Annotated in this window: 18 protein-coding genes; 13 read left to right on the forward strand and 5 right to left on the reverse strand. The window is 66.0% G+C overall.

Going from position 1 to position 24,467, the window contains the following annotated elements:
* Positions 1-38 precede the first annotated feature (38 nt).
* Positions 39-1,442 carry a hypothetical protein gene (locus U0S50_RS11550; RefSeq protein ID WP_322308927.1) on the reverse strand — a complete coding sequence of 468 codons (1,404 nt, stop codon included), beginning with the start codon at positions 1,440-1,442 and terminating at the stop codon, positions 39-41.
* Positions 1,443-1,557: 115 nt separating this feature from the next.
* On the opposite strand from U0S50_RS11550, the gene queF reads away from it, so the two are divergent.
* Together queF and U0S50_RS11560 are read left to right on the forward strand one after the other, a co-directional pair.
* Positions 1,558-2,028, forward strand: a complete 471-nt coding sequence (gene queF, locus U0S50_RS11555; RefSeq protein ID WP_322308928.1) for a preQ(1) synthase — start codon at positions 1,558-1,560, stop codon at positions 2,026-2,028.
* A 125-nt stretch (positions 2,029-2,153) separates the two neighbouring features.
* Positions 2,154-2,564, forward strand: coding sequence for a thioesterase family protein (locus tag U0S50_RS11560; protein WP_322308929.1), 411 nt, complete (start codon positions 2,154-2,156; stop codon positions 2,562-2,564).
* Positions 2,565-2,616: 52 nt separating this feature from the next.
* Here U0S50_RS11560 and U0S50_RS11565 read toward each other — a convergent pair whose 3' ends face one another.
* The 3 genes from U0S50_RS11565 to U0S50_RS11575 all read right to left on the reverse strand — a co-directional run bounded on the left by U0S50_RS11565 (position 2,617) and on the right by U0S50_RS11575 (position 5,133).
* On the reverse strand, positions 2,617-3,759 hold the full coding sequence (locus U0S50_RS11565) for an MBL fold metallo-hydrolase (RefSeq protein ID WP_322308930.1): 1,143 nt from the start codon (positions 3,757-3,759) through the stop codon (positions 2,617-2,619).
* A 3-nt stretch (positions 3,760-3,762) separates the two neighbouring features.
* Positions 3,763-4,425: a DUF1013 domain-containing protein gene (locus U0S50_RS11570; protein ID WP_322308931.1), complete on the reverse strand. Its 663-nt coding sequence runs from the start codon at positions 4,423-4,425 to the stop codon at positions 3,763-3,765.
* A 246-nt stretch (positions 4,426-4,671) separates the two neighbouring features.
* Positions 4,672-5,133, reverse strand: coding sequence for a MaoC family dehydratase (locus U0S50_RS11575; RefSeq protein ID WP_322308932.1), 462 nt, complete (start codon positions 5,131-5,133; stop codon positions 4,672-4,674).
* A 247-nt stretch (positions 5,134-5,380) separates the two neighbouring features.
* Between U0S50_RS11575 and U0S50_RS11580 the strand changes: the two genes are divergently transcribed.
* Positions 5,381-8,899, forward strand: a complete 3,519-nt coding sequence (locus U0S50_RS11580; RefSeq protein WP_322308933.1) for a CHAT domain-containing tetratricopeptide repeat protein — start codon at positions 5,381-5,383, stop codon at positions 8,897-8,899.
* Between the two features lie 48 nt (positions 8,900-8,947).
* Here U0S50_RS11580 and U0S50_RS11585 read toward each other — a convergent pair whose 3' ends face one another.
* Positions 8,948-9,925 carry an NAD(P)H-quinone oxidoreductase gene (locus U0S50_RS11585; protein WP_322309000.1) on the reverse strand — a complete coding sequence of 326 codons (978 nt, stop codon included), beginning with the start codon at positions 9,923-9,925 and terminating at the stop codon, positions 8,948-8,950.
* Positions 9,926-10,160: 235 nt separating this feature from the next.
* Between U0S50_RS11585 and U0S50_RS11590 the strand changes: the two genes are divergently transcribed.
* The 10 genes from U0S50_RS11590 to argJ all read left to right on the forward strand — a co-directional run bounded on the left by U0S50_RS11590 (position 10,161) and on the right by argJ (position 24,383).
* Positions 10,161-10,364 (forward strand): DUF1192 domain-containing protein, encoded by a 204-nt coding sequence (locus tag U0S50_RS11590; protein ID WP_416194982.1) that lies wholly within the window; start codon positions 10,161-10,163, stop codon positions 10,362-10,364.
* A 39-nt stretch (positions 10,365-10,403) separates the two neighbouring features.
* Complete coding sequence (locus tag U0S50_RS11595; protein ID WP_322308934.1) at positions 10,404-11,609, forward strand: TonB family protein; 1,206 nt, start codon at positions 10,404-10,406, stop codon at positions 11,607-11,609.
* A gap of 167 nt (positions 11,610-11,776) precedes the next feature.
* Positions 11,777-14,116 carry an ATP-dependent Clp protease ATP-binding subunit ClpA gene (clpA, locus tag U0S50_RS11600; RefSeq protein ID WP_322308935.1) on the forward strand — a complete coding sequence of 780 codons (2,340 nt, stop codon included), beginning with the start codon at positions 11,777-11,779 and terminating at the stop codon, positions 14,114-14,116.
* Positions 14,117-14,563: 447 nt separating this feature from the next.
* On the forward strand, positions 14,564-15,403 hold the full coding sequence (gene map / locus U0S50_RS11605; RefSeq protein ID WP_322308936.1) for a type I methionyl aminopeptidase: 840 nt from the start codon (positions 14,564-14,566) through the stop codon (positions 15,401-15,403).
* 150 nt (positions 15,404-15,553) lie between these two features.
* Positions 15,554-17,740 (forward strand): PQQ-dependent dehydrogenase, methanol/ethanol family, encoded by a 2,187-nt coding sequence (locus U0S50_RS11610; RefSeq protein WP_322308937.1) that lies wholly within the window; start codon positions 15,554-15,556, stop codon positions 17,738-17,740.
* 342 nt (positions 17,741-18,082) lie between these two features.
* Positions 18,083-18,421, forward strand: a complete 339-nt coding sequence (locus tag U0S50_RS11615; RefSeq protein ID WP_322308938.1) for a P-II family nitrogen regulator — start codon at positions 18,083-18,085, stop codon at positions 18,419-18,421.
* Between the two features lie 80 nt (positions 18,422-18,501).
* The gene (gene glnA / locus U0S50_RS11620; protein ID WP_322308939.1) at positions 18,502-19,914 is read left to right on the forward strand and encodes a type I glutamate--ammonia ligase; all 1,413 of its coding nucleotides are present in this window, start codon (positions 18,502-18,504) and stop codon (positions 19,912-19,914) included.
* Positions 19,915-20,081: 167 nt separating this feature from the next.
* Positions 20,082-21,392, forward strand: a complete 1,311-nt coding sequence (locus U0S50_RS11625; RefSeq protein ID WP_322308940.1) for a M20/M25/M40 family metallo-hydrolase — start codon at positions 20,082-20,084, stop codon at positions 21,390-21,392.
* A gap of 139 nt (positions 21,393-21,531) precedes the next feature.
* Positions 21,532-22,971, forward strand: coding sequence for an aldehyde dehydrogenase family protein (locus tag U0S50_RS11630; RefSeq protein WP_322308941.1), 1,440 nt, complete (start codon positions 21,532-21,534; stop codon positions 22,969-22,971).
* 185 nt (positions 22,972-23,156) lie between these two features.
* On the forward strand, positions 23,157-24,383 hold the full coding sequence (gene argJ / locus U0S50_RS11635) for a bifunctional glutamate N-acetyltransferase/amino-acid acetyltransferase ArgJ (RefSeq protein WP_322308942.1): 1,227 nt from the start codon (positions 23,157-23,159) through the stop codon (positions 24,381-24,383).
* Positions 24,384-24,467 lie beyond the last annotated feature (84 nt).

Here is a 24,467-nt window from a genome sequence, read left to right on the forward strand (position 1 = left end):
TGCGCCGCAACAGAAAAGCGGGCGCCTGCCGGTTTATCTCACTGATTCCGGCGCATGGCGGTGGCGCGGGCGCCGGGACGATCGACGGCATGGGCCAGTCGGTCGAGGGGCAGCGGAGCCAGCTTGTCCCCCGCGATCGGTGCACGGCCAAGGACAAAGCTGTCGGCGACCTGGCCAAAGGCTTCGCCGGGCCCTTCCCAATGATAGGTTACGTCGAACGCAAGCACCGGGATCAGCATCGGCTTGTCGCCGATCATGAGCGGCTCGATCGCGCTGCGCGGCAGGCTGACGTCCGAGGATATTTTTTCCGCCGCGCCGGGCGCCAGCAGGATATCGTCGCGCAGCACGCTGCCGCCCGCCCCGTCAAAGAAGCGCGCCAGCACCGGTTCGGGCATCGCCGACCCCTGCCCCAGCGCCACCCGGACCATCAGCCCCGTCGCGGCGACCGGCCCTTCGTTGGTGACGGTCAGCACCAGCCCGACCGCGACATGATCGGCCTCGATACGAATCGACCGCACGTCGAGCGCCATCGCGACCCGGGCCCGCTGTTCGTCCACCGGGCGATTGACCAATGTGGTGGTCACATAGGGCGAACCGGCGGACGGAGGTGCGGCGGGCGCGGGCTTGGGCGCACGCGGAACCGGCGCGGTCGGGGTGGGCGGAGCGGCCGATTGCGGCGCCGTCGGCACCGCCGGCTTTGACGCCGGGCGCGGCGCGGGTTGCGGCGGCGCGGCAGGGACCGACGCCTCGACCGATCGGCCTGTGGCGGGGGCCGGGCGGCGGCGCCAGTACCAGACCCCGGCGCCCAGGGCCGCGACACCAGCCAGAAGCCAGGCCCACAGCGGCGGCGCGCCATCGTCCCCGGCGGGCGCGGCGGCGGGCGCGTCGAGGCCCGTTTGCGGCGACGAATCGAGCGGCTCGGGAAGCGTGGGGGCCGGCGCGGGCAAAGGCGCGGACTCGGGGGCGAGCGGCCCCGACGTCACCGCCGCGGCGCTGTCATCGACAGGCGGCGAGGCAGGGGTCGGGGCGGGTGCAGGCGCCGGGGTCGGGGCGGCGCGCGGCGCACGCACGGCGGGCGCGGGCGCGGGTTGGGTTGGCGCGACCCGCGGCGCGGCTGGACGCGGAGTCGGCGTGGGCGTCGGAGCAGGCGCCGGGACCGGTTCCGGCAAGCCGCGCCGTTCGCCGGGGGCGAGCGGGGGCAAGCCATTGTCCGTCGGCCCCTGAACGCCAGAGGTGCGGCCATCGCCGGCCGGGGGCAAGCGGAAATCGCTGGTCCGTCCCGACGGCGGCGCGGTCGAGGGCGCCGGCGCGGGGCTCGGCGTGGGCGTCGGGTTCGCTTCCTGTCCTGCCGCCGCGGGAGCCGCCGCCGCCAGCGCGAACGCCGCCAGCACTGCCTGCGACGATGCCCATTTCCACACCTTGCCGTCCCTTGCGTCCGTCATTGTCCGTTCGCGATCCCGAATTTCGTCTTTGCCATCGCACCGTCGACGGTGCGCGAAAACCTGCCTCCGCCTTGTGGCGGATGACATTGCCCGCGCCGGGCACTAGACGGTTTCCATGACTGATTCCAGCCGTCCCCCGCTGGCGCCCATGCATCTGGGCCGATCCAGCGACCTGCCCGCCTCGCCCGATGCGGCGATTCTCGACTATGTGCCGAATCCGCGCGCCGGCGAATTATATCTGGTGCGCTTTGCCGCGCCCGAATTCACCTCGCTCTGTCCCGTCACCGGCCAGCCCGATTTCGCCCATCTAGTGATCGACTATGCCCCCGGCGACACGATCGTCGAATCAAAGGCGCTGAAACTCTTCCTGGGATCGTTCCGCAACCATGCGGGCTTTCACGAAGATTGCACGGTCGGCATCGGCCGCCGCCTGTTCGACGAGATGCAGCCGCGCTGGCTGCGCATCGGCGGCTATTGGTATCCGCGCGGCGGGATCCCGATCGACGTCTTCTGGCAAAGCGGCGCCCCGCCCGAGGGGCTGTGGCTGCCCGATCAGGGGGTCGCGCCCTATCGCGGGCGCGGCTGACGCCCGCGAATGCCGCGCCGCTCCCTCAGCCCGAATGGCCAGACAGCCCGGATAATCGCATTACGCCCGCAATTTATCGCCTTTTCACCTTTTCGACACGAGTTGTTGACATTAACGTCAGTTCCATGAGCGCCACCGCCCTGCCCCACGACCATGATATCACCGTCGGTCCCGAAGCGATCGATTTCATGGGCCATGTCAACAATGCCCATTATCTGAGCTGGGTACAGGAAGCGGTGCTGGCGCATTGGCGCCATATCGCCCCGCCCGAGGCGGTCGCACGCCATCTGTGGGTCGCGTTGAAGCACGAGATCACCTATCGCCGCCCGGCCTTTCTGGACGATCAGGTCATCGCGACGGTCATTCTGGAAAAGGTCCAGGGCGCGCGCGCCTTTTATGAAACGGTGATCAAGCGGGGCGAGGATGTGCTCGCCGAGGTCAAGTCGAGCTGGTGCTGCGTCGATGCCGAAACGCTGCGTCCGTCGCGGCTGGCCAGCGATGTCGTCGCGCGCTTTTTCCCGAACGAGAAAATCTGACCCGAACGCCCCCTGGCCGAGCGCGCCCTGACCCGAGCATCCAGGCGTCGGCTCAGGCGATGCCGTGATACCACCAGACGCCGTCCACCTCTTCGCGGCGGACTCGTCCCTCGACCTCCAGGCGCTTCAGATGCGCCAGCGCCTCGCCGGTCGCCAGCCCCTGATTATGCTCGCCGATCGGGCGGTTGAACAGCATCGGAAAAGTGTCCACGGCCCGCAGCGGCTGTTCGGCGATCGCTTCCGCCAGCTTGTAGAGCCGCATCCGATGCTCGTCGCGCAGCGCGATCAGGCGGACATGCAGGCCGCGAAACGGATCGCCATGCGCCGGGCAGGTGATGACATCCCCCGGAATCACGGCCAGCAGCTTGTCGATCGATGCCAGCCATTCGCCCAGCGGATCGGCATCGGGTTCGGTGATGTTGACCGATACGTTCGAACTGATGCGCGGCAGCACCTGATCGCCGGAAACCAGCACCCCCTCTTTCTCGTTCCACAGACAGGCATGTTCGGGGCTGTGCCCGGCACCGGTCACGACCCGCCACTGATACGCGCCCATGTCGATCCGGTCGCCGTCCTTGATCCGGACATAGCTGCGCGGCAGAGGAAAAATCATGCGCTGGAACATATTCCATCCGCGCGCGCGCTGCGCCTCGATCGCTTCCTCGCTCCATCCTGCGGCGCGCGATTGGATCAGCACTTCATCGGGCGCGATGTCGCTCGAATCGGCGACGATCGCCCGGGCGGTCAGCATTTCGCCGCGCGTCATCCACAGCTTCACGCCCTGTTTCTTGGCGATCCAGCCGGCAAGACCGATGTGGTCGGGGTGCAGATGGGTTCCGATGACGCGCGTGATGCGCCGACCGGCAAGCGCCCCGGCATAGAGCGCCTTCCAGGCGTCCGAACACATGGTCAGGCAGATGCCCGTATCGACGACCGCGACGCCGTCGGCATCGCCGACCGCCCCATCGTCGAGCAGCCAGCTGTTGATATGGCCGAGCGATCCCGGCATCGGGATACGCGCCCAGCTGATGCCGTCGGCGATCCGGATCGTTTCGCCGGTTCCGGGGGCGGCGTCGCCCCACGGATAGGTCAGCCCGGCATGGCTGGTCGCGGTAAAGCTGTCATCCTGGGTCAGCGAGGCATCCGGCGAACCGCTGGCCGCCGGGATATTGTCCTCGTCGCCCGCCCCCGCCATGCGTCAGGCGTCGCCGTCGGTTTCGGCTTCCTCGGCGGCGCGCGCTTCGGCCGCCGCGATGCGTTCGGCCCGCAATTCTTCGAGCAACGCTTCGCGGTCGCCTTCGAGCCGGCTGTCCTCGGGTGCCTTGATCCCGGCCTTCTTGGCCGCCTTGGATACCAGCGCATCCAGCTCGCGCTGCGAACACAGGCCCAGCGTCACCGGGTCTTTCGCGACGATGTTCGCGCTGTTCCAGTGGCTGCGCTCGCGAATCGCGTTGATCGTGTTGCGCGTCGTGCCGATCAGCTTGCTGATCGCACCGTCGGACACTTCGGGATGATTCTTGAGGATCCAGGCAATGCCATCGGGCTTGTCCTGGCGCTTGCTGACCGGCGTGTAGCGCGGGCCGCGGGTGCGGCGGATCGTGTCCTGCGCCTGGACGCTCATCTTGATCTTGTAATTCGGGTCCTTCTGACCCTTTTCGATTTCCTCGACCGACAGTTCGTGCGCACGAACGGGGTCGCGGCCGGTATATTTCGTCGCCGCGGTTTCATCGGCGATCGCCTGAACCTCGAGGACGTGGATACCGCAATATTCGGCGATCTGGGTAAAGGTGAGGCCGGTGTTGTCGACCAGCCACGCGGCGGTCGCATGCGGCATCAACGGGGTCGGATTGGCAAGGGCCATGACACTATTTCTCCACAGCGGAAATAATAAGGGCCGCCCCTCGCGGGGCGGCCATTTGGCGGCGGTGTAGCCCTTAATTCCATCCCGCGCAAGCGCGCGGCCATCCGCCGCGGGGACGCCGCCGCGAGGGGGCGCCATGGCGACCCTCGCACAGGCCGCGACGGGCGGCTTCGATGACGGCATCGCCGACCGCCGGCACAAAGCCACGCGCGGCCTGCTTTTGCGGCGCGCGGGCCGCCCGCGGCGCTACAGCGCGCCGCCGCGCGCCGGAATCTGGATCAGGTTCACAAAGGACATGGCGACGTCGCCATCCTGATTGGTGATCGTCATCCGCATGGTCAGCACACCGCGATCGGGCTTGCTTTCCGATCGGCGAAGATCGACGATTTCGCGCTTGACGGACAACCGGTCGCCGGGGCGCACGGCATGGCGCCATTGCAGATCATCGACCTTGAGCCCGAGCAGCGGCGTGTCGCCGAACGGCGCCGAATCGACGAATTCGCGCATCACGGCCGCTGCGACATGCCAGCCGCTGGCAATCAGGCCGCCGAAACGGCCGCTCGCCGCCGCGACAGGATCGACATGCATCGGCTGGGGATCGAATTCGCGCGCGAAACGGATGATGTCGTCCTCGCTCATCTCGATCGGGCCGCCGGTCCATGTCTGGCCGACCTCCAGATCCTCGAGAAACAACGCACGCTTGGTCACGATCACCTCCGGACGCGAGCCTCCATCGGCCCGCGCCGCTGCGGTTATGCCCCCCCGCCATTTTGTCAACCATCCGGCGATCCGAACGCCGCCACTGCGACCCGGGCGGCGGCGTGACCGAAATCACATCCCGTTTGCGCCGCGACGCCCTATGGCACTGATGTACCCCTACGCTCGCAAAGGCGCCGCGCGGGTGACAATTTTCCAGCATAGTTCATATGTTGGCGCACCACATGGGGAACGAACAATGCCGAGCCGCCGACACCATTTCCTTGCCATCGCCTGCGCGGCGCCGCTGCTTGCCGCCATCCCGGTCGCCTTCGCGCAGACCCCGCCGCCGAGCGAGCTCGACGCCGACCAGCAGAAGATGCTCGACCTGATCGAGAAGGGGATGGAGCATGAGAAGGCAGGAAAAATTTCGGAGGCCGAAGCCGTTTACCGCCGCTGGATCGCCGAAGCGACCAAGCGTTACGGCGCGGACAGCCCGATCACCGGTCTCGGCTACCGCCTGCTCGCGGGCAGCCTCGAGGCGCAACACCGCCTGGAGGAAGCCGAAGGATATTGGCTCCGCCTGGTCGAGGCGAACAAGGCGGGCCTCGGCGCAGAGGAAGACGAGACACTGACCGCCTATGGCTTTCTGTCGTCCAACTATATCAAACAGGGCCGCGCCGCCGACGCCATCCCGCTGCGACGGAACATATTGGCCGTGCGCACCGCCAAGCGCGGCGAACGCGATCCCAAAACGATCATTGCGACCAGCAATCTGGCCGCCGCATTGACCGAAGCGAGCCGGCATCGCGAGGCCGAGACACTCTATCGCAAGGCGCTCGAAGCCAATCGCACGCTATATGGCGAAAATCACAAGGAAACGGCCTCCAGCTACGGCAATCTCGCCGTCGTCCTGCGCGGCCTTGGCCGTTATGACGAGGCGGCACCGATGCTGGAACGCGCCCTCGCCATCGATACGGCGCTTGCGGGACCGGACAGTCACAACGTCGCGCTCGGTCACTATAACAGCGCGGTGAATTTCGGCGACATGGGCCGCCTGGCCGATGCCGAAACCGAAGCCCGAAAGGCGCTGGATATCTGGCGCAAGGTAAAGGGCGAGGACAGCGCCGAAACCGCGCTGGGCCTGACCGTCGTCGGGCACAGCCTGTCAAACCTGGGCCGGTTCGCAGAGGCCGACGCCGCCTTTCGCAAGGCGCTGGACATACGGCTTCGCCTGCTCGGGGACCGGCATCCGCTGACCGGTGAGGCCTATAACAATCTCGCCCTCAGCATGGAAAAACAGGGACATCCGCCCGCCATGCGCGAACCCTTGCTGCGCAAGGCGCTCGATTCCGCGCGCGGTGCGATGGGCGAAAGCAACGAACGCACCGGGACGCTTTATGCCAATGTCGCCCATAATCTGAACGAGCAGGGCCGCTTTGCCGAGGCCGAACCAATGTATCGGCGCGCGCTCGACATTCAAAAGGATGTGCTGGGCACCGATCACCCCTCCTATGCGACGACGATGATCAACTTTGCCTATAATCTGCGCGACGCGGGACAATCGGAAAGCGCGGCGACGCTGATGCGTCAGGCCCTCGAGATCCTGCGCGCCAGGTTGGGCGAGGACAATCCCGACACGGCCTGGGCCTATGCCAGCCTGGGAACGGTGCTGGGGGGCCTCGGCCGCCACGCCGAAGAGGCGGAGATGGCGGCCAAGGCGCTGGAAATCCGCCAACGCCTGCTGGGCGAGGACCATCCGTTGACGGCGGTTTCCTATAACAATGTCGCGGCCGCCCTGACGCTGCGCCCCGGCGAGGGCGGCGGCGACAAGGCGGCCGAGCCCTATTACCGACAGTCGCTGGCCATTCTTCAGCGCAGTCTGGGCGACCATCATATCGATACCGCCCGTGCCTATAACGGCCTGGCGTCGAACCTCGTTCGGCAGGACCGCGCACAGGAGGCCGAACAGGCCGCGGCAAAGGCCGTCGCGGCGCTGCGCCGACTGAATGACCAGGCCGCGGCGGGGGGCGATGCCGTGACATTGTCGGCGCTCGACCGGCAACAGCTGGACCCGGACCGCAACATATTCACCACCTATATGAACGCCGCCTTTGCGCTGATGGACAAGACGCCCGATGCGGCGGGGCAGTCCGCGCTGCAAGGCCGCGCCTTTCTGGCGGCGCAAGATGCGATCAGCTCCGCCGCCGGCCGCGCCGTCCTGCAATCGGCGGCCCGCGCTGCCGCCAAGACGCCCGAAATGGCCGAAGCGGTACGACAGGAACAGGATCTGGCGGCGCGCGCCAATCTGCTCGACAAGAATCTGCTCGCCGCGCTCGGCAACCGCAATTCGGTCGAAGCCGCCCGGCTGCGCGCAGAACTCGAAACGGTGCGGGCCGAGCTCGCCGACGTCGGGGCACGCATCGACCGCAAATATCCGTCGTACCGCGAACTGGTATCGCCGCGCCCGATCAGCCTTGCCGAAACGCAGGCGGCGCTGAAACCCGGCGAGGCCCTGTTGCTGATGACAGAGGCCGCCAACACCTTTCACCTGTTCGTCGTCACCCCGACCGCGGTGGGCTGGAGCCGCCCGGGACGCGAACTCGGCGGACTGCTGAAACAGATTGCCGACCTTCGCTGCGATGTCGATTACGCCACCTGCTCCGAAGCGCGAAAGACCGAACTCGACGCCCTGCCGATGACCGATCGCGAGATGGAGGGGCACCGCCGTTTCGACCTCGCGACCGCCCATGCGCTGTACCGGACGGTCATCGAGCCGATCGAACCGCTGCTGCGCGACACCCGGCGGCTTTACGTCACCAGCTCGGGCAAGCTCGGCGACCTGCCGCTGGCGATGCTCTCGACCTCGGCCGTGCCCGATGGCGCCGACCCCGCGGACCCCGACGTTCTGGCCCGCGCCGGGTGGCTGGCGGATCGCTATGCCTTTACCAGCCTGCCCTCGGTGGCGGCCCTGACCCTCGCCCGCCCGGCCCGTGACCGAAAGGGCGACCGCAGCTTTCGCGGCTATGGCGCGCCGGTGCTGCTCGGCGGCAGCGCCGGATCGCGCGCGGCCGTTGGCGTCGGGGTTTTCGACGCGGTATCGGCGACCGGATCGCCGCTGGCCGATCCCGACGCACTGCGCCAGCTTGCGCCGCTGCCCGGCACCAAGGTCGAACTGGCAGCCATGGCCGAACTGTTCGGGGTACGCCCGTCGGCGCTGACGCTCGACGCCCGTGCGACCGAGGCCGCACTGCGCGGCGACCCGGCGCTGGCGACCAGCAACATCATCGCCATCGCGACCCACGGCCTTCTCCCCGACCCGGCGCTCGGCCTCAGCGAACCCGGCCTGGTGCTGACCCCGCCCACCGAGCCGAGCGACATGGACGACGGACTGCTGACCGCGACCGAGGCGGCGCGATTGTCGCTGTCGGCCGACTGGGTGATCCTGTCGGCCTGCAACACGGCGTCGGCCGAAGGGTCGGGCGGCGGCGACAGCCTGTCGGCCCTCGCACGCGGCTTTCTATATGCCGGCGCGGGGGCGCTGCTCGCCAGCCACTGGCGCGTCTCGGACGAGGCGACCGCCGTGCTGACGGTCGAAACCCTGCTGGCGCGCCAGAATAATCCGGACCTGTCGCGTGCGCAGGCGCTGCAACAGGGGATGCGCGCGGTGCGCAGCGGCAAGCGCGCGGACGGCAGCGCCATCGCGGGGTGGAAGGTGGGCTGGGTGCACCCCAGCGCCTGGGCGGCCTTCACCAACATCGCCAATTACGACGAATAGGGGGGCGGCGCCCTCCCGATACGGCGGCGCGTCGCGCGCCGCCGATCGTCAGATGCGCAGCACGATCTTTCCGACATGCGCGCCCGCCTGCATCCGCGCATGGGCTTCGGCGGCATCGGCCAGCGCAAAGCTCTGGTCCATCGCGGGCTTCCACGCCCCCGCCGCAAGGCGCGGCCACAGCATCTTGTGAATCTCGTCGGCCAGCAAGGCCTTGAAACCGGCATCGCGGGCCCGCAGCGTCGATCCGGTCATCGTCAGACGGCGGCGCATCAGGTCGGCGATATTGATTTCCGCCTGCATCCCGCGCTGGAAGGCGATCGAGACGTGGCGTCCATCGTCGGCAAGGCACGCCAGGTTGCGCGGCACATAATCGCCGCCGACCATGTCCAGAACGACATTCACCCCGGCACCGCCGGTAAAGGTCTTGACCGCCTCGACATAATCCTCGGCCGAATAGTCGATGGCATGGTCGGCGCCCAGCGCGATGGCCGCCGCGCATTTGTCGGCGCTGCCACAGGTGACGATGATGCGGATTCCGAACAGTCGGCACAGGCCGATCGCGGTGGTGCCAATGCCGCTCGTCCCGCCATGGACCAGCACGGTTTCCCCGTCGCCGACCCAGCCGCGTTCGAACAGATTGTGCCAGACGGTAAAGACCGTTTCGGGCAGCGCCGCCGCCTCTTCCATCGAAAAGCCCGCGGGGACCGGCAGACAGCTTCCCGCCGGGGCCACGCAATATTCGGCATAGCCGCCGCCCGCGACGAGCGCGCACACCGCCTGTCCCAGCAATTCGGGATCGCCCCCCGGCCCGACCGCGACGACCGTTCCCGCCACCTCCAGTCCCGGAAGGTCGGAGGCGCCGGGCGGCGGCGGATAATAGCCCATGCGCTGCAACACGTCGGGACGGTTCACCCCCGCCGCCGCAACGCGGATCAGCACTTCGTCCAGTCCCGGTTGCGGCACCGGGCGCGTTTCGGGTTTCAGAACCTCTGGCCCGCCCGGCCCTGAAATGGCGATGGCGGTCATGCTGCTCGGCACGCTGGTCACGTCGAATTCCCCCACTCTTGTCCCTCGCCTCCCCGACCGGACACAAAGGCCCGAACCGGCGGACCGGTCCGATGTCCGCCCCCCGAAAAGACGATGGCAAGGGCGCTGTATCGCCCCTACGGCGCCTTATTGACAGCCCGGCGGCACGGGTCAACAGTCACGGCGCTGAAAAGCAATCGGAATAGAAGAAACCGCATCACGGAAGGATGGACCATTGGCCATAGAGGAGGATGATCTTCCCCGCCGCCGCGACGATGTGCTGGCGGCGCTGACGAAACAGTCGCTCGACCCGCTGTCGGTCGACGAACTGAACGAACGCATCGCGATTCTCGAGGCCGAAATCGAACGGGTCAAGGCCCATCGTGCCGCCGCATCGAGCTACAAGGCCAATGCAGAGGCGCTGTTCAAAAAGGGATAGCCGCGCCGCCAGCGGCTCGACGGACATGGGGGAAAATCATTGCGCAATCTGACCAAATCTCTGCTGGCCATCGGTGCGTCTCCGCTGGTCGCGTGGCAGGCCCCACCGGCCGCGGCCGCGCTGCCGCCGCCACCGCCGCCGCCAGTGCGTATCGCCCCGCTCGACCCCGTCGCTGCGCAGCAGCACGCCTTGGCGCTCCTGACCTGGATGCCGGGCGAAGTGCGGTGCGCGGGCCAGCCAGTGACGGGCGGCACCCTGCGCCGCCCCTTGAACGGCCTCACCTCTCGATCCAACCTCCAGCGCCCGGTTCCATATCGCTTCGCGATCGACGCCGCCGGGCGGCCCGTGTCGATTGCCCGCAACGGCGACGCTTTTCTGCCGCTGGGCGATGATATCGCCCCCGCCCTGGCGACCAGCCGCTTTCCCGCCGGACGCGCGCAAAGCGATTGCAACGTCACCTATGCCCCCACGCTGCATCCGCTGGCCGAAGCGCCCCCGGCGGATCTTGCCTCCTATACGATTTCACCGACCGGCTCGCGCCTCCCGCCCGAGGGGTGGAAACGGCTGATGGAGGGCGGCACCTGTCGCAACAGACCATCGCCGCGCCCGTTGCTGCGCGCCTATCCCGACTTTGAAAAGCTGCCCGCCACGCCGGGGGTGCGGGACTGGTCGCTCGTCGGATTCGACATCGATGCAAAGGGGCAGCCCGTAAAGCTGCGCATCGTCCACACGACCGGAAACGGCGCCCTCGACGCCGCGTCGCTGGACGCCGTCGGCGAATCGCGCTTCACGGCCGGCCCCCGGACCGGTTGCCTCTATCCCTATCACCGCTCGGCTGCCACGCTGGCCGCACCGGAAAAACCCGACGAGGAGAGCTTTCGGCCCGCAACCTCGACCTGCCCGGTCAAAAGCAAATGGGCGGTGCCGCCACCCCGCCGCTATCCCGAAAATTACCGGCGTCGATCGATCGAGGGTTGGGCCGTTGTGACCTATGACGTCGCGCCGTGGGGCGAGGTGGGCAACATCCGGGTCGCGGCATCCCAGCCGACCGAGGATTTCGGGAAGCAGGCGGCCGCCATGCTTCGCAGCGCGCGGGTCGAGGCCTCCGCACAGGGCGCCAGCGGCTGCATCGAAACGGTCCGCTTCTCGATGCAGCGCACCGGTCCCGGTCGTACCATGTCCGACAATGCGTCGGACAACGCATCCGACGAGGATGCCGGCGCGCCCGAGGCCGCGATATTTTGACCGCGCAAACCCGGCAATTCCAAACGCCGCGTTAACCATAAAACAAGGGCTGTCATTGTAATTTCACATTGCCGTCCGCTTTTCCCTTGCGGTCAGGCGGCGGCATTGCCACCTTATGTTCCTAAGGGGGCCGCCTCTCCCCGGCGGGTCCCGCAAGGAGAAAGACCATGCCGTCCTTTTCGGAAAGCCTCGAAAAGACCCTGCACAACGCGCTGAAGGCCGCGTCGGAACGCCATCATGAATATGCCACGCTGGAGCATCTTCTCTATGCGCTGATCGACGATGATCATGCGGCCGAGGTGATGCGGGCATGCGGCGTTGCCCTGGGTGACCTCCAGGCGGCGGTGGTCCACTATCTCGACACCGAACTCGACAGCCTGAAGGTCGAAGGGCACAGCGACCCGTCGCCGACCAGCGGTTTCCAGCGCGTCGTCCAGCGCGCGATCCTGCACGTCCAGTCGTCGGGCAAGGACGAGGTGACGGGCGCGAACGTCCTTGTCGCCTTGTTTTCCGAACGCGAATCCTATGCCGTCTATTTCCTCCAGCAGCAGGATCTGACCCGCCTCGACGCGGTCTCCTATCTCAGCCACGGCGTCGGCAAGGGCGGCAAGCCCGCCGCGCAGGCCGAACCCGAGGAAAAGGAAGAGGCGAAGGACAAGGACGGCGCGAAAAACAAAAAGGAAACCGCGCTCGACCAGTTCACCGTCAACCTCAATGAAAAGGCAAAGGGCGGCAAGGTCGACCCGCTGATCGGCCGCTCGGCAGAGGTCGACCGGACGATCCAGATCCTCTGCCGTCGCAGCAAGAACAACCCGCTCTATGTCGGCGATCCCGGGGTCGGAAAGACCGCGATCGCCGAAGGCCTGGCGCGCAAGATCGTCGAGGGCGAGGTGCCCGAGGTGCTGAAGGAAGCGGTGATCTATTCGCTCGACATGGGCGCACTGCTCGCCGGCACCCGCTATCGCGGCGATTTCGAGGAGCGTCTGAAACAGGTCGTGACCGAGCTGGAGGGCCTGCCCCACGCGATCCTGTTCATCGACGAAATCCATACGGTGATCGGCGCGGGCGCGACGAGCGGCGGCGCGATGGACGCCTCGAACCTCCTCAAACCCGCGCTGTCGGGCGGCGCCATCCGCTGCATCGGGTCGACGACCTACAAGGAATTTCGCAATCATTTCGAAAAGGACCGCGCGCTGCTGCGCCGGTTCCAGAAGATCGACGTGATCGAACCGAGCCTGGAAGATACGAAGAAAATCCTCGCCGGGCTGCGCGAAGCCTTCGAAAGCCACCACAATGTCAAATATACCGCCGACGCGATCAACGCGGCGGTGGACCTTTCGGCACGCTACATCAACGACCGCAAATTGCCCGACAAGGCGATCGACGTGATCGACGAGGTCGGCGCGATGCAGATGCTCGTGCCGCCGTCGAAGCGCCGCAAGACGATCACCGCGAAGGAAATTGAGGCAGTGATCGCGACGATGGCGCGCATCCCGCCCAAATCGGTGTCGAGCGACGACAAGAAGATACTCGAAACGATCGAGACCGATCTCAAGCGCGTGGTCTTCGGACAGAATACCGCGATCGAGGTGCTGGCGTCGGCAATCAAGCTCAGCCGCGCCGGGCTGCGCGATCCCGAAAAGCCGATCGGCAATTATCTGTTCAGCGGCCCCACCGGCGTCGGCAAGACCGAGGTGGCGAAACAGCTCGCGGCGCTGCTCGGCATCCCGCTCCAGCGCTTCGACATGTCCGAATATATGGAACGCCATTCGGTCAGCCGGCTGATCGGCGCGCCGCCGGGCTATGTCGGCTATGATCAGGGCGGTCTTTTGACCGATGCGATCGACCAGAACCCGCATTGCGTGCTGCTGCTCGACGAGATTGAAAAGGCGCATCCCGACCTGTTCAACATCCTGCTGCAGGTGATGGACAATGGCCGACTGACCGACCACCACGGCAAGACGGTCGATTTCCGCAATGTCATCCTGATCATGACGACCAATGCGGGCGCCAGCGACATGGCGCGCGAATCGATCGGCTTCGGCAATGCGACGCGCGAGGATGCGCAGGAAGAGGCGGTGAAGAAAATGTTCACCCCCGAATTCCGCAACCGCCTCGATGCGATCGTGCCCTTCGGCTATCTGCCGCCCGAAGTGGTGGCGCGCGTCGTCGACAAGTTCATCCTGCAACTCGAACTGCAGCTCGCCGACCGCAACGTCCATATCCAGCTCGACGACGGGGCACGCGAATGGCTGACGTCGAAGGGGTATGACAAGCTGTACGGCGCCCGTCCGATGGGCCGCCTGATCCAGGAAAAGATCAAGCAGCCGCTCGCCGAGGAACTTCTCTTCGGCAAGCTCGTCCATGGCGGCGAGGTCAAGGTGAAGATGAAGACCGGCGAGGACGCCCATGTCGGCAACCCGCTGACCTTCGAAATCACCCCCGCCCCGCCCAAGGGCGCCAAGGGCAAGGCGAAAGGCAGCAAGGCCGAAAAGACGGCGGAGTAACGGACAAAGAGGCCAATCACGACGACAAGATGCGCGTGGCCGCGGACATTATGTCCGAAGACCGCGACATCTTGCGCGCTTTGGCCGCTGGCGAATTGGAAGATCAATTGACGGTAGCCCGCGAAGTCATGTCGCGGCGGAAGTTGGCTTTTAAAAAGCTGAGTGAGTAACCAAGCCCTGCCCTTCGGGGGAGGGCAGCGAGACTTGCCAGCTTGCTGGCTTAGTCATAGCGGGTGGGGGCAAGCCCGAAGGCGCTGGTTCCCGATTATCAAACGGGTAGTTCAAGAGACGCATATGCTGCCCGATCGCTTACCTCATTGGCGGTCATTGGAAATCAGAGTCACTGGTGCGAGGCTCTGGCTTGAGCAAAATACGCCAAAAGCACGCAGGTTATATCGACGTCCGCCAAGCTGGCGTTTTTGCCGTCGCTCCACTATATATACCCGCATGTACGACTATGTTTCCGTAACCGCCGACGAAGCCTCGACCCCCGCTCGCGTTCGCGACGGCACGATCAAGCTGCATGACGAAGCGGGCTTTGCCGGGATGCGCAAGGCAGGCCGGCTGTCGGCCGAAATCCTCGACGCGCTCGTTCCCTTCGTCCAGCCGGGCGTGACCACGGCGGAGATCGATAACCTCGTCCGCACGATGATGCTCGACGGCGGCGGCATTCCGGCGACCTTGGGCTATCGCGGTTTCACGCACAGCTGCTGCACCAGCATCAACCATGTCGTCTGCCACGGCATTCCCGACGACAAACCAGTTCGCGAGGGCGACATCGTCAACATCGACGTCACCAGCATCGTCGACGGGTGGCACGGCGACACCAGCCGCATGTATCTGGTCGGCGATGTGCCGATCAAGGCAAGGCGGCTTGTCGATGTCACCTATGAATGCCTGATGCTCGGCATCGAACAGGCAAAGCCCGGCAACCGGATGGGCGACGTCGCCCATGCGATCCAGAGCCACGCCGAGCGCCACCGCTATTCGGTGGTGCGCGATTTCTGCGGCCATGGGCTGGGACAGATGTTCCATGACGCGCCCGAGGTCGTTCACGCCGGACGCCCCGGCACCGGGCCGGAACTGCGCCCCGGCATGTTCTTCACCATCGAACCGATGATCAACACCGGCAAATATGCGGTAAAAATGCTGAGCGACGGCTGGACCGCCGTGACGCGCGACCGCAGCCTGTCGGCACAGTTCGAGCATAGCATCGGGATCACCGAAGACGGCTGCGAAATCTTTACCGCCAGCCCCAAGGGCCTGAACGCGCCGCCCTGGCAGTAACCGCGCGGCACCCGCGATCGGATCCATCGCCCTGCCTGGTTCGGCAGGTCCGGCGGTTTCGGCCGGGAAATTCCTCCTTGCACCCACTCCCCAAGACGCGCAGACTTGACGTGAACGTCAAGCACAAGACGGCGAACGGGAGAGCATGGGATGGCGAAACGGGTCTTTACGACAGCGCTGCTGGGCGGTGCGACATTGGTTCTGGCGGCGTGCAATGCGTCGAAGGACGAAGGCACGGCGGGCGCAGGATCGCTCGATGCCGCCGAACAGGCCAGCGAGACCCTGCTCAGGACCGGCGGAAGCGGCGACGATTGGGGCGCCATCGGTTTCAGCTATGACGAACAGCGGTTCAGCCCGCTGACCGACATCAACGACGCGAATGTCGGAAAGCTCGGCATCGCCTGGTTCGCCGATCTGGAAGATGCCCGCGGGCAGGAGGCGACCCCGGTGGTCGTCGATGGCACGATGTACGTCAGCCACGCCTGGTCAAAGGTCAGCGCGTGGGATGCCGCGACCGGCAAACAGCTCTGGTCCTTCGATCCCCAGGTGCCCGGCGAAACGGCGGTCAACGCCTGCTGCGACGTCGTCAACCGCGGCGTTGCGGTGTGGGGCGACAAGCTGTTTGTCGCGGCGCTGGACGGACGCCTGATCGCACTCGATCGAAAGACCGGAAAGCAGCTTTGGTCGACGCAGACCTTCGACAAGCGGCGCCCCTATACCATCACCGGCGCCCCCCGCGTGGTGAAGGACATGGTGCTGATCGGCAACGGCGGCGCCGAATTCGGGGTGCGCGGCTATGTCACCGCCTATGACGCCGACACCGGCAAGCAGAAATGGCGCTTCTACACCGCTCCCAATCCCGAAAAGCGCGCCGACAACGCCGCCAGCGACGAGATTTTCGCGTCAAAGGGCAATGCAACCTGGTCCGACCAGGGCGAGTGGAAGACGTCGGGCGGCGGCGGGACGGTCTGGGACGCGATCGTCTATGACAAGGATCTCGACCAGCTCTATCTGGGCGTCGGAAACGGCAACCCGTGGAACCATGGGCTGCGATCGAACGGCGAGGGCGACAACTGGTTCCTGTCCTCGATCGTCGCGCTGGATGCGGAAACCGGCGCCTATAAATGGCATTATCAGGAAACCCCGGCCGAAAGCTGGGACTATACCGCGACCCAGCCGATCATCCTGGCCGAACAGGCGGTGAACGGCACCCCCACCAAGGTCCTGTATCACGCGCCCAAGAACGGTTTCTTTTTCACGATCGACCGCACGACCGGCAAGCTGATCGACGCAAAGCCCTTTGTCGACGGGATCAACTGGGCAACGGGCTATGACCTCGCCACCGGCCGCCCGATCGAAAATCCGGACGCGCGCTTCTACAGGACCGGCAAGCCCTTCATCGCGATCCCGGGGGCGCTCGGCGCCCATAATTGGCACCCGATGAGCTACAACCCCGCCACCGGGCTGGTCTATATTCCCGCGCAACAGATACCCCAGGGCTATCTGGAGGATATGAACGAGCTCGACCGAAGGAAGGTGCTCGGCTTTAACGTCGGCACCTCGCTGACCGGCACGCTGCTGCCCGACGACAAGGCGGCGTTCCGCGCCGCGGTCGCCGCGACGACCGGACGGCTCGTCGCCTTCGATCCGCGCAGCGGCAAGGTCGCGTGGGGCGTCGATTATCCCGCCGCCTGGAACGGCGGCACCATGACCACCGCCGGCAATCTGGTTTTCCAGGGGACCAGCACCGGGCGTTTCCGGGCCTATACCGCCGACACCGGCAAGCAGCTTCTCGATCTCGACATGCAGTCGGGGATCGTCAGCGCCCCGTCGACCTTCCGGGTCGGCGGCGTCCAATATGTGGCGTTCATGACCAGCAAGGGCGGCGCGTTTCCGCTGGTGGCCGGGGTCGCCGGCGGGGTGACGCGCAAGGTGCCGAACATCCCCCGCCTCGTCGTGCTCAAACTGGGCGGCGCGGTCCAGCTCCCCGCTCCGCCCGCGACGACCGCCCTGGCCTGGGCGCCGCCCGCGCCGATCGGCACCGCCGCCCAGATCGCGGCGGGCAAGGCACATTTCGGGCGCTATTGCATGGTGTGCCATGGCGACAGCGCGATCGGCAACGGCTTCACCCCGGACTTGCGGGTTTCGGCGACGCTCGGCAGCGCCGATACGTGGAAATCGGTGCTGCTCGACGGCGCGCTGAAGGATCGCGGCATGGTCAGCTTTGCCCGGGTCCTGACGCCGCAGGATGCCGAGGCGATCCGCGCCTATGTCATCGAACGGTCGAGCTGGACCAAGGCGAACTTGCCCGAAGCATCGGCGCCGATGGGTCGCTGACGAATCGCCCCGAACGGCGCGCCCGCACGCATCCCGGCGGGCGCGCCGTTTCCGACCTTCGCCCGCTCATCCACCCGCGCGCGACCGGCCGCGCCGCGATCCGCGCGGCGCACTGCCGCTTTTTTAGGCACGGGCATCCCTGCTTTGCTCACCCCTTAGGCAATGGGGCCTTGGCCGCCGCCAATTCTTCGCAAAAGACGGCCATTCGCCAATTGGCACGGCTCTTGATTGGTGCAAGATGGCGGGACACCGCGACGACTCATGGGACAAGACCGGACCAGGCGGACCTGATCCGGCTTCGACCACGAGCAGCGAATGCCAGCCCAAAGGGGGACAAGACGCGTGAAGAAGATTGAGGCGATCATCAAACCCTTCAAACTCGATGAGGTGAAGGAGGCGCTGCACGAAGTCGGCGTCAGCGGCATCACCGTCACCGAAGCCAAGGGGTTCGGTCGCCAGAAAGGCCATACCGAACTGTATCGCGGCGCCGAATATGTCGTCGATTTTCTGCCGAAGGTGAAGCTGGAGGTGGTGGTCGAGGATGGCCTGGCCGAACGGGTGGTCGAGGCGATCGCCGCGGCAGCACAGACCGGCCGCATCGGCGACGGCAAGATCTTCGTCATTCCCGTCGAAACCGCGCTGCGCATCCGGACCGGAGAACGCAACGAGGACGCCCTTTGACCCCCCGGATCTGACCCGGAGCAATACAACAGCCACCCCCCGGCCCGACCGGACCATTTCGCAAGAAGGAAACACAGATCATGGCTACGAAGCCGAAGGACATCATCGCGCGGATCAAGGAAAACGACATCGAGTGGGTCGACCTGCGCTTCACCGACCCCAAGGGCAAGTGGCAGCATCTGACGATGTGCGCCGGGGTGATCGACGAAGATTCGCTGGAAGACGGGCTGATGTTCGACGGGTCGTCGATCGCGGGCTGGAAGGCGATCAACGAAAGCGACATGATCCTGAAACCCGACCTCGATGCCGTCTATGACGACCCCTTTTCGGCGACCCCGATGCTGGTCATCTTCTGCGACATCGTCGAACCTTCGACCGGCGAAGGCTATGCCCGCGACCCGCGCACGACGGCAAAGCGCGCCGAGGCCTATCTCGGCACCACCGGCATCGGCGACACCGTCTATGTCGGCCCCGAAGCCGAATTCTTCATGTTCGACGACGTCCGTTTCGAAACCGGCTATAACAAGTCGGGCTTTGAAATCGACGATATCGAACTGCCGACCAACACCGGCCGCAGCTATGAAGGCGGCAACCTTGCCCACCGTCCGCGTGCCAAGGGCGGCTATTTCCCCGTCGCGCCGGTCGACAGCGCGGTCGACATCCGCGCCGAAATGGTCTCGACGATGCTCGAACTCGGCCTGCCGTGCGACAAGCATCACCACGAAGTCGCCGCGGCACAGCATGAACTGGGCCTGACCTTCGGCACGCTGACCGAAACCGCCGACCGCATGCAGATCTACAAATATGTCGTGCACCAGGTCGCCCATGCCTATGGCAAGACCGCGACCTTCATGCCCAAGCCGATCAAGGACGACAATGGATCGGGGATGCACACCCATTTCTCGATCTGGGAAAAGGGCAAGCCGCTGTTCGCGGGCAATGGCTATGCGGGCCTCAGCGACATGTGCCTCTATTTCATCGGCGGCGTCGTCAAACATGCCAAGGCGCTCAATGCCTTCACCAACCCGACGACGAACAGCTACAAGCGCCTCGTCCCCGGTTTTGAAGCCCCCGTGCTGCTCGCCTATTCGTCGCGCAACCGTTCGGCGTCGTGCCGCATTCCCTATGGTGCCGGCGCCAAGTCGAAGCGGGTGGAATTCCGTTTCCCCGACGCGATGGCGAACCCCTATCTATGCTATGCGGCCCTGTTGATGGCGGGCCTCGACGGCATTCAGAACAAGATCCATCCCGGCGACGCGATGGACAAGAATCTCTACGATCTGCCGCCCGAAGAGCTGAAGGAAGTCCCGACCGTTTGCGGTTCGCTTCGCGAAGCGCTCGACTCGCTGCTCGCCGACCACGACTTCCTGCTGAAGGGCGACGTGTTCTCGAAGGATCAGATCGAAGCCTATGTCGAGCTGAAGTGGGAAGAGGTCCATGCCTTTGAGCAGACCCCGAGCCCGATCGAATTCGACATGTACTACAGCGCCTGATCGTCCGCGATCAGCGACGCGCCAGAAGGGCGTCCGGTTCGGGGGGACCGGGCGCCCTTCCCATTTTTGCGCTTCGCCCACGGCGCGCGACAAAGGGCATGATCGGGCTGGCCAAGTCGCGACGACCGCGCCACAGTGGCGCCTCAGTCGATCCGGAGCTTCCCCCCATGAAATCAATATGCTTTGCCGTTACCACAGCCCTGGCACTCGCCCTCGCCCCCGCCGCGCAGGCCAAGCTGTCAAAGGCCGAAACCGCGATGGCAAAGACCGTGACCGCCGAACAGGAACGCTCGATCGCGCTGCTGGAACGGCTGGTCAATCAGAACAGCGGCTCGCTCAATCTCGAAGGGGTGGAAAAGGTCGGCGCGATGATGCGCGCCGAACTGGAACCGCTCGGCTTCACGGTCGATTGGAAACCGATGCGCGAAACCGGGCGTGCGGGGCACCTGATCGCCACGCACAAGGGACGGCCCGATGGCAAGCGCCTGTTGCTGATCGCCCATCTCGACACGGTGTTCGAGCCCGATTCGGCTTTCCAGACCTTCGAAAGAATGGGCGACAAGGCCAAGGGCCCCGGGGTCGGCGACAACAAGGGCGGCATGGTCGTGATCGTCGCCGCGCTGCGCGCGATGAAGGCGGCGGGAACGCTGAAGGACGCCAATATCGAAATCCATATGACCGGTGACGAGGAAGATGCCGGGAACCCGGTCGAACTGGCCCGCGCCGATCTGGTCGCCGCCGGGCGGCGCAGCGACGTCGCCCTCGATTTCGAGGGGCTGGCGCGCGACAATGGCGCCGACATGGGTTCGATCGCGCGGCGCAGCAGCGAAAGCTGGACCGTCACCGCCACCGGTCGGCCCGGACACAGTTCCGGCATTTTCAGCGCGCGCGCGGGCGACGGCGCCATCTATGAACTCACCCGCATCCTTTACCGCTTTCGTACCGAGCTGCCCGAACCCAATCTGACCTTCAACGTCGGACTGGTCGCCGGCGGCGAAACCGCCAGCCTCGATGAAGGCGGCATCCGGGCCGCGGCGACCGGAAAGACCAACATCATCCCATCGACCGCCATCGCGCGCGGCGACCTGCGCGTGCTGTCGGCCGAACAGTCGCAGCGCGTGAAAGCCAGAATGGCGGCCATCGTCGCCGATCACGCTCCGGGCACCGACGCGACGATCGCCTTCGATCCCGGCGGCTATCCGGCCATGCCGCCGACCGATGGCAACCGCGCGCTTCTCGACCGGCTGAACGGCGTAAACCGCGATCTGGGCCTTCCCGAAATGGCGGCGCTCGATCCGCTGAAGCGCGGGGCAGGCGACATCAGCTTCGTCGCCGCCGACGTCGACGGACTCGCCGGGCTCGGCACCTTTTCGACCGGCGACCATGGGCCGGGGGAAACCGTCGATCTGACCAGCATCGCGCGCCAGGCGACCCGCGCCGCCATATTGATGACGCGGCTTGCGGCCGAAAGGCGCTGACAGGGCATCATCCTTCCGGGGCGGCGGCATTGGTCGCGGGACGAAGCCGCCGCAGCGATAAAGGGTGGACGCGCTTGATTCATCCGCCACAGTGATTAGGTAGCAATCCGAGACGGAATGAACCGCCGATGGGAGACAGATGATGAGCGATACCGAAACGCACCTGAAGCAACAGTACATCGGCGGCCAATGGGTCGACAGCCAGGGCGGCAAGCTGCACGACGTCATCAACCCCGCGACCGAGGAAGCCGCCTCGACCGTGGTGCTGGGGACGACAGCCGATGTCGATGCCGCGGTCGCCGCCGCCAAACAAGCTTTCAAAAGCTTTTCGCAAACCACGCGCGAAGAACGCCTCGCGCTGCTCGACCGCATTGTCGAAGAATATAAAAAGCGCGCTGGCGACCTTGCCAAATCGATGGCCAGCGAAATGGGCGCCCCGGTCAGCTTTGCCGGCACCGCCCAGGTCGGCGCGGGTATCGGCGGTTTCCTGGGCACGATCGCCGCGCTCAAGGATTTCAGCTTTAGCGAACAGCATGGCTCGAACACGGTCGTTTACGAACCGATCGGCGTCGTCGGCATGATCACGCCCTGGAACTGGCCGCTCAACCAGATCGCGCTCAAGGTCGCTCCGGCGCTCGCGGCGGGGAACACGATGGTGCTGAAACCGTCGGAAGAATGCCCCGGCAATGCGGTGATCTTTGCCGAAATCCTCGACGCGGCGGGCGTTCCGCCGGGCGTGTTCAACCTGGTACAGGGTGACGGCCCGACCGTCGGCAACGCCATTTCCTCGCATCCGGGGATCGAGATGGTCAGCTTTACGGGGTCGACCCGCGCGGGCATCCTCGTTGCCAAGGCGGCCGCCGACACGGTCAAGCGCGTCCATCAGGAACTGGGCGGCAAATCGCCGAACATCGTCCTGCCCGATGCCGATCTGGAAACCGTGCTGCCGCCGACGGTGCAGGGGGTCCTCGTCAACACCGGGCAAAGCTGCATCGCGCCGACCCGCATCCTGGTTCACAAGGACCGCGAAGCCGAAGCGGTGGGCGTCATCAAGGCGATGTTCGACGGCACCCAGGTCGGCGACCCGATGAGCGAGGGCGGCCATCTTGGCCCCGTGGTCAACAAGGCGCAGTTCGACAAGATCCAGGGTCTGATCCAGTCGGCGATCGACGAGGGCGCGACGCTGGAAACCGGCGGCACCGGCCTGCCGTCGAACGTCAATCGCGGCTATTATATCAAGCCCACGGTCTTTTCGGGCGTGACCCGCGATATGCGCATCGCCAACGAGGAAATCTTCGGCCCCGTCGCGACCGTGATGGCCTATTCGGACATCGAAGAGGCTGTCGATATCGCCAACGATACCGAATATGGCCTGTCGGCGGTGGTGTCGGGCGACCCAGCCAAGGCGGCGGCGGTCGCGCCCCGTCTGCGGGCGGGCATGGTCGCGGTGAACAGCTGGGGCCCCGGCCCGGGCGCGCCCTTCGGCGGCTACAAGGCATCGGGCAATGGCCGCGAAGGCGGGCTGTTCGGGCTCAAGGACTTCATGGAGGTCAAGGCGATCAGCGGCATTCCCGCCTGATCCCCCGCCCCTCCTCGCCATCGGCAAGGGGGGGGGAAGACCCGTTTCGTCAGGGACGGGTCCGATCGCGGCAATCGGCCGCAGCAACGAAGGGGCATGGCTCGGCGCCCGCCCTTCGATCAAAGCTCCCTCCCCCGATGGGGAGGGGCTTTTTGTTTCCGCAACACCGGGCTAAACGCACCCCCATGATCACCCGCTCCCCCCTCGCGCCCGCCGCCTTTCCGGCCCTTCCCGACATCGCCGGGGTGACGTGCCGCGTCGCCCGCGCCCACTATAAACAGTGGGACCGATGCGACCTCAGCTATGTCGAGCTGGCGCCGGGAACGACCGTCGCGGGGGTTTTCACGCGCAATATTTGTTGCTCGTCGGAAGTCGAAATCGGCCGCGAACAGGTGAAGGGCGGCACGGGGCGCGCGTTGATCGTCAATGCGGGCAACAGCAATGCCTTTACCGGCTATCGCGGGCGCGAGGCGGTCGAACAGATCATGGCGCAGGTCGCCGATCATCTGGGCTGCTCCGCCAGCGAAGTGTTCGTAAGCTCGACCGGGGTGATCGGCGTGCCGCTGCCCAAGGACAAGGCGCGTGCCGGGGTCGCCGCGGCGTTGACCGCCGAACCCTGTTCGTGGGAAAGCATCGCCGAAACCATCGGGACCACCGACACCTTTGCCAAGGGCTCGGCCGCAAGCGCCATCGTCGGCGATCGGACCGTCCATATCGCGGGGATCGTCAAGGGGTCGGGGATGATCGCCCCCGACATGGCGACGATGCTCGGCTATATCTTTACCGACGCCGCGGTCGCGCCCGCGCTCCTCCACCAGATGCTGAGCCGCGCGACCGGCGGCAGTTTCAACGCCATTACCGTCGACAGCGACACCTCGACCAGCGACACGGTACTGCTGTTCGCGACCGGTGCGGCGGGCAATGCCCCGCTCGCCTCGTGGGACGATGCCGGCGCCGATGCCCTCTATGCGGCGATCGAACAGGTCGCGCTCGACCTTGCGCAACAGGTGGTGCGCGACGGCGAGGGTGCGTCGAAATTCATCGAGATCGCAGTATCGGGCGCGGTCAGCGACGACAGCGCCCGGCGCGTCGCGCTCGCCATCGCCAACTCCCCGCTCGTCAAGACGGCGATCGCGGGCGAGGATGCCAATTGGGGCCGCGTCGTGATGGCGGTGGGCAAGGCGGGCGAACCCGCCGACCGCGACCGGCTGGCGATCCGCTTCGGCGACCATTGGGTGGCGAGGGACGGCCTGCCCGTCGACGGCTATGACGAAGCGCCGGTCGCCGCGCATCTCAAGGGCCAGGACATCCGCGTCGGCGCCGACCTCGGGCTGGGCGAAGGCCGCGCGACAGTCTGGACCTGCGACCTCACCCACGGCTACATCAGCATCAACGCCGACTATCGCAGCTGAGGCGCCTTTTCGTCATCGCAAACGAAAGGGAGGCAATCCCGCACGGCCTGCGCCGTACCGGACTGCCTCCCTTTCGTTGGCGGC

Source organism: Sphingopyxis sp. (assembly GCF_034380315.1).
Lineage (GTDB): Bacteria > Pseudomonadota > Alphaproteobacteria > Sphingomonadales > Sphingomonadaceae > Sphingopyxis.

Excerpts from the sequence above, each read along its gene's own strand:
- U0S50_RS11550 (WP_322308927.1), bottom strand. The coding sequence starts at position 1,442 with ATGACGGACGCAAGGGACGGCAAGGTGTGGAAATGGGCATCGTCGCAG.
- U0S50_RS11565 (WP_322308930.1), bottom strand. The coding sequence starts at position 3,759 with ATGGCGGGGGCGGGCGACGAGGACAATATCCCGGCGGCCAGCGGTTCG.
- U0S50_RS11610 (WP_322308937.1), top strand. The coding sequence starts at position 15,554 with ATGGCGAAACGGGTCTTTACGACAGCGCTGCTGGGCGGTGCGACATTG.
- clpA (WP_322308935.1), top strand. The coding sequence starts at position 11,777 with ATGCCGTCCTTTTCGGAAAGCCTCGAAAAGACCCTGCACAACGCGCTG.
- U0S50_RS11585 (WP_322309000.1), bottom strand. The coding sequence starts at position 9,925 with ATGACCGCCATCGCCATTTCAGGGCCGGGCGGGCCAGAGGTTCTGAAA.
- U0S50_RS11560 (WP_322308929.1), top strand. The coding sequence starts at position 2,154 with ATGAGCGCCACCGCCCTGCCCCACGACCATGATATCACCGTCGGTCCC.
- U0S50_RS11630 (WP_322308941.1), top strand. The coding sequence starts at position 21,532 with ATGATGAGCGATACCGAAACGCACCTGAAGCAACAGTACATCGGCGGC.
- U0S50_RS11580 (WP_322308933.1), top strand. The coding sequence starts at position 5,381 with ATGCCGAGCCGCCGACACCATTTCCTTGCCATCGCCTGCGCGGCGCCG.
- glnA (WP_322308939.1), top strand. The coding sequence starts at position 18,502 with ATGGCTACGAAGCCGAAGGACATCATCGCGCGGATCAAGGAAAACGAC.
- U0S50_RS11625 (WP_322308940.1), top strand. The coding sequence starts at position 20,082 with ATGAAATCAATATGCTTTGCCGTTACCACAGCCCTGGCACTCGCCCTC.
- U0S50_RS11570 (WP_322308931.1), bottom strand. The coding sequence starts at position 4,425 with ATGGCCCTTGCCAATCCGACCCCGTTGATGCCGCATGCGACCGCCGCG.
- queF (WP_322308928.1), top strand. The coding sequence starts at position 1,558 with ATGACTGATTCCAGCCGTCCCCCGCTGGCGCCCATGCATCTGGGCCGA.
- argJ (WP_322308942.1), top strand. The coding sequence starts at position 23,157 with ATGATCACCCGCTCCCCCCTCGCGCCCGCCGCCTTTCCGGCCCTTCCC.
- map (WP_322308936.1), top strand. The coding sequence starts at position 14,564 with ATGTACGACTATGTTTCCGTAACCGCCGACGAAGCCTCGACCCCCGCT.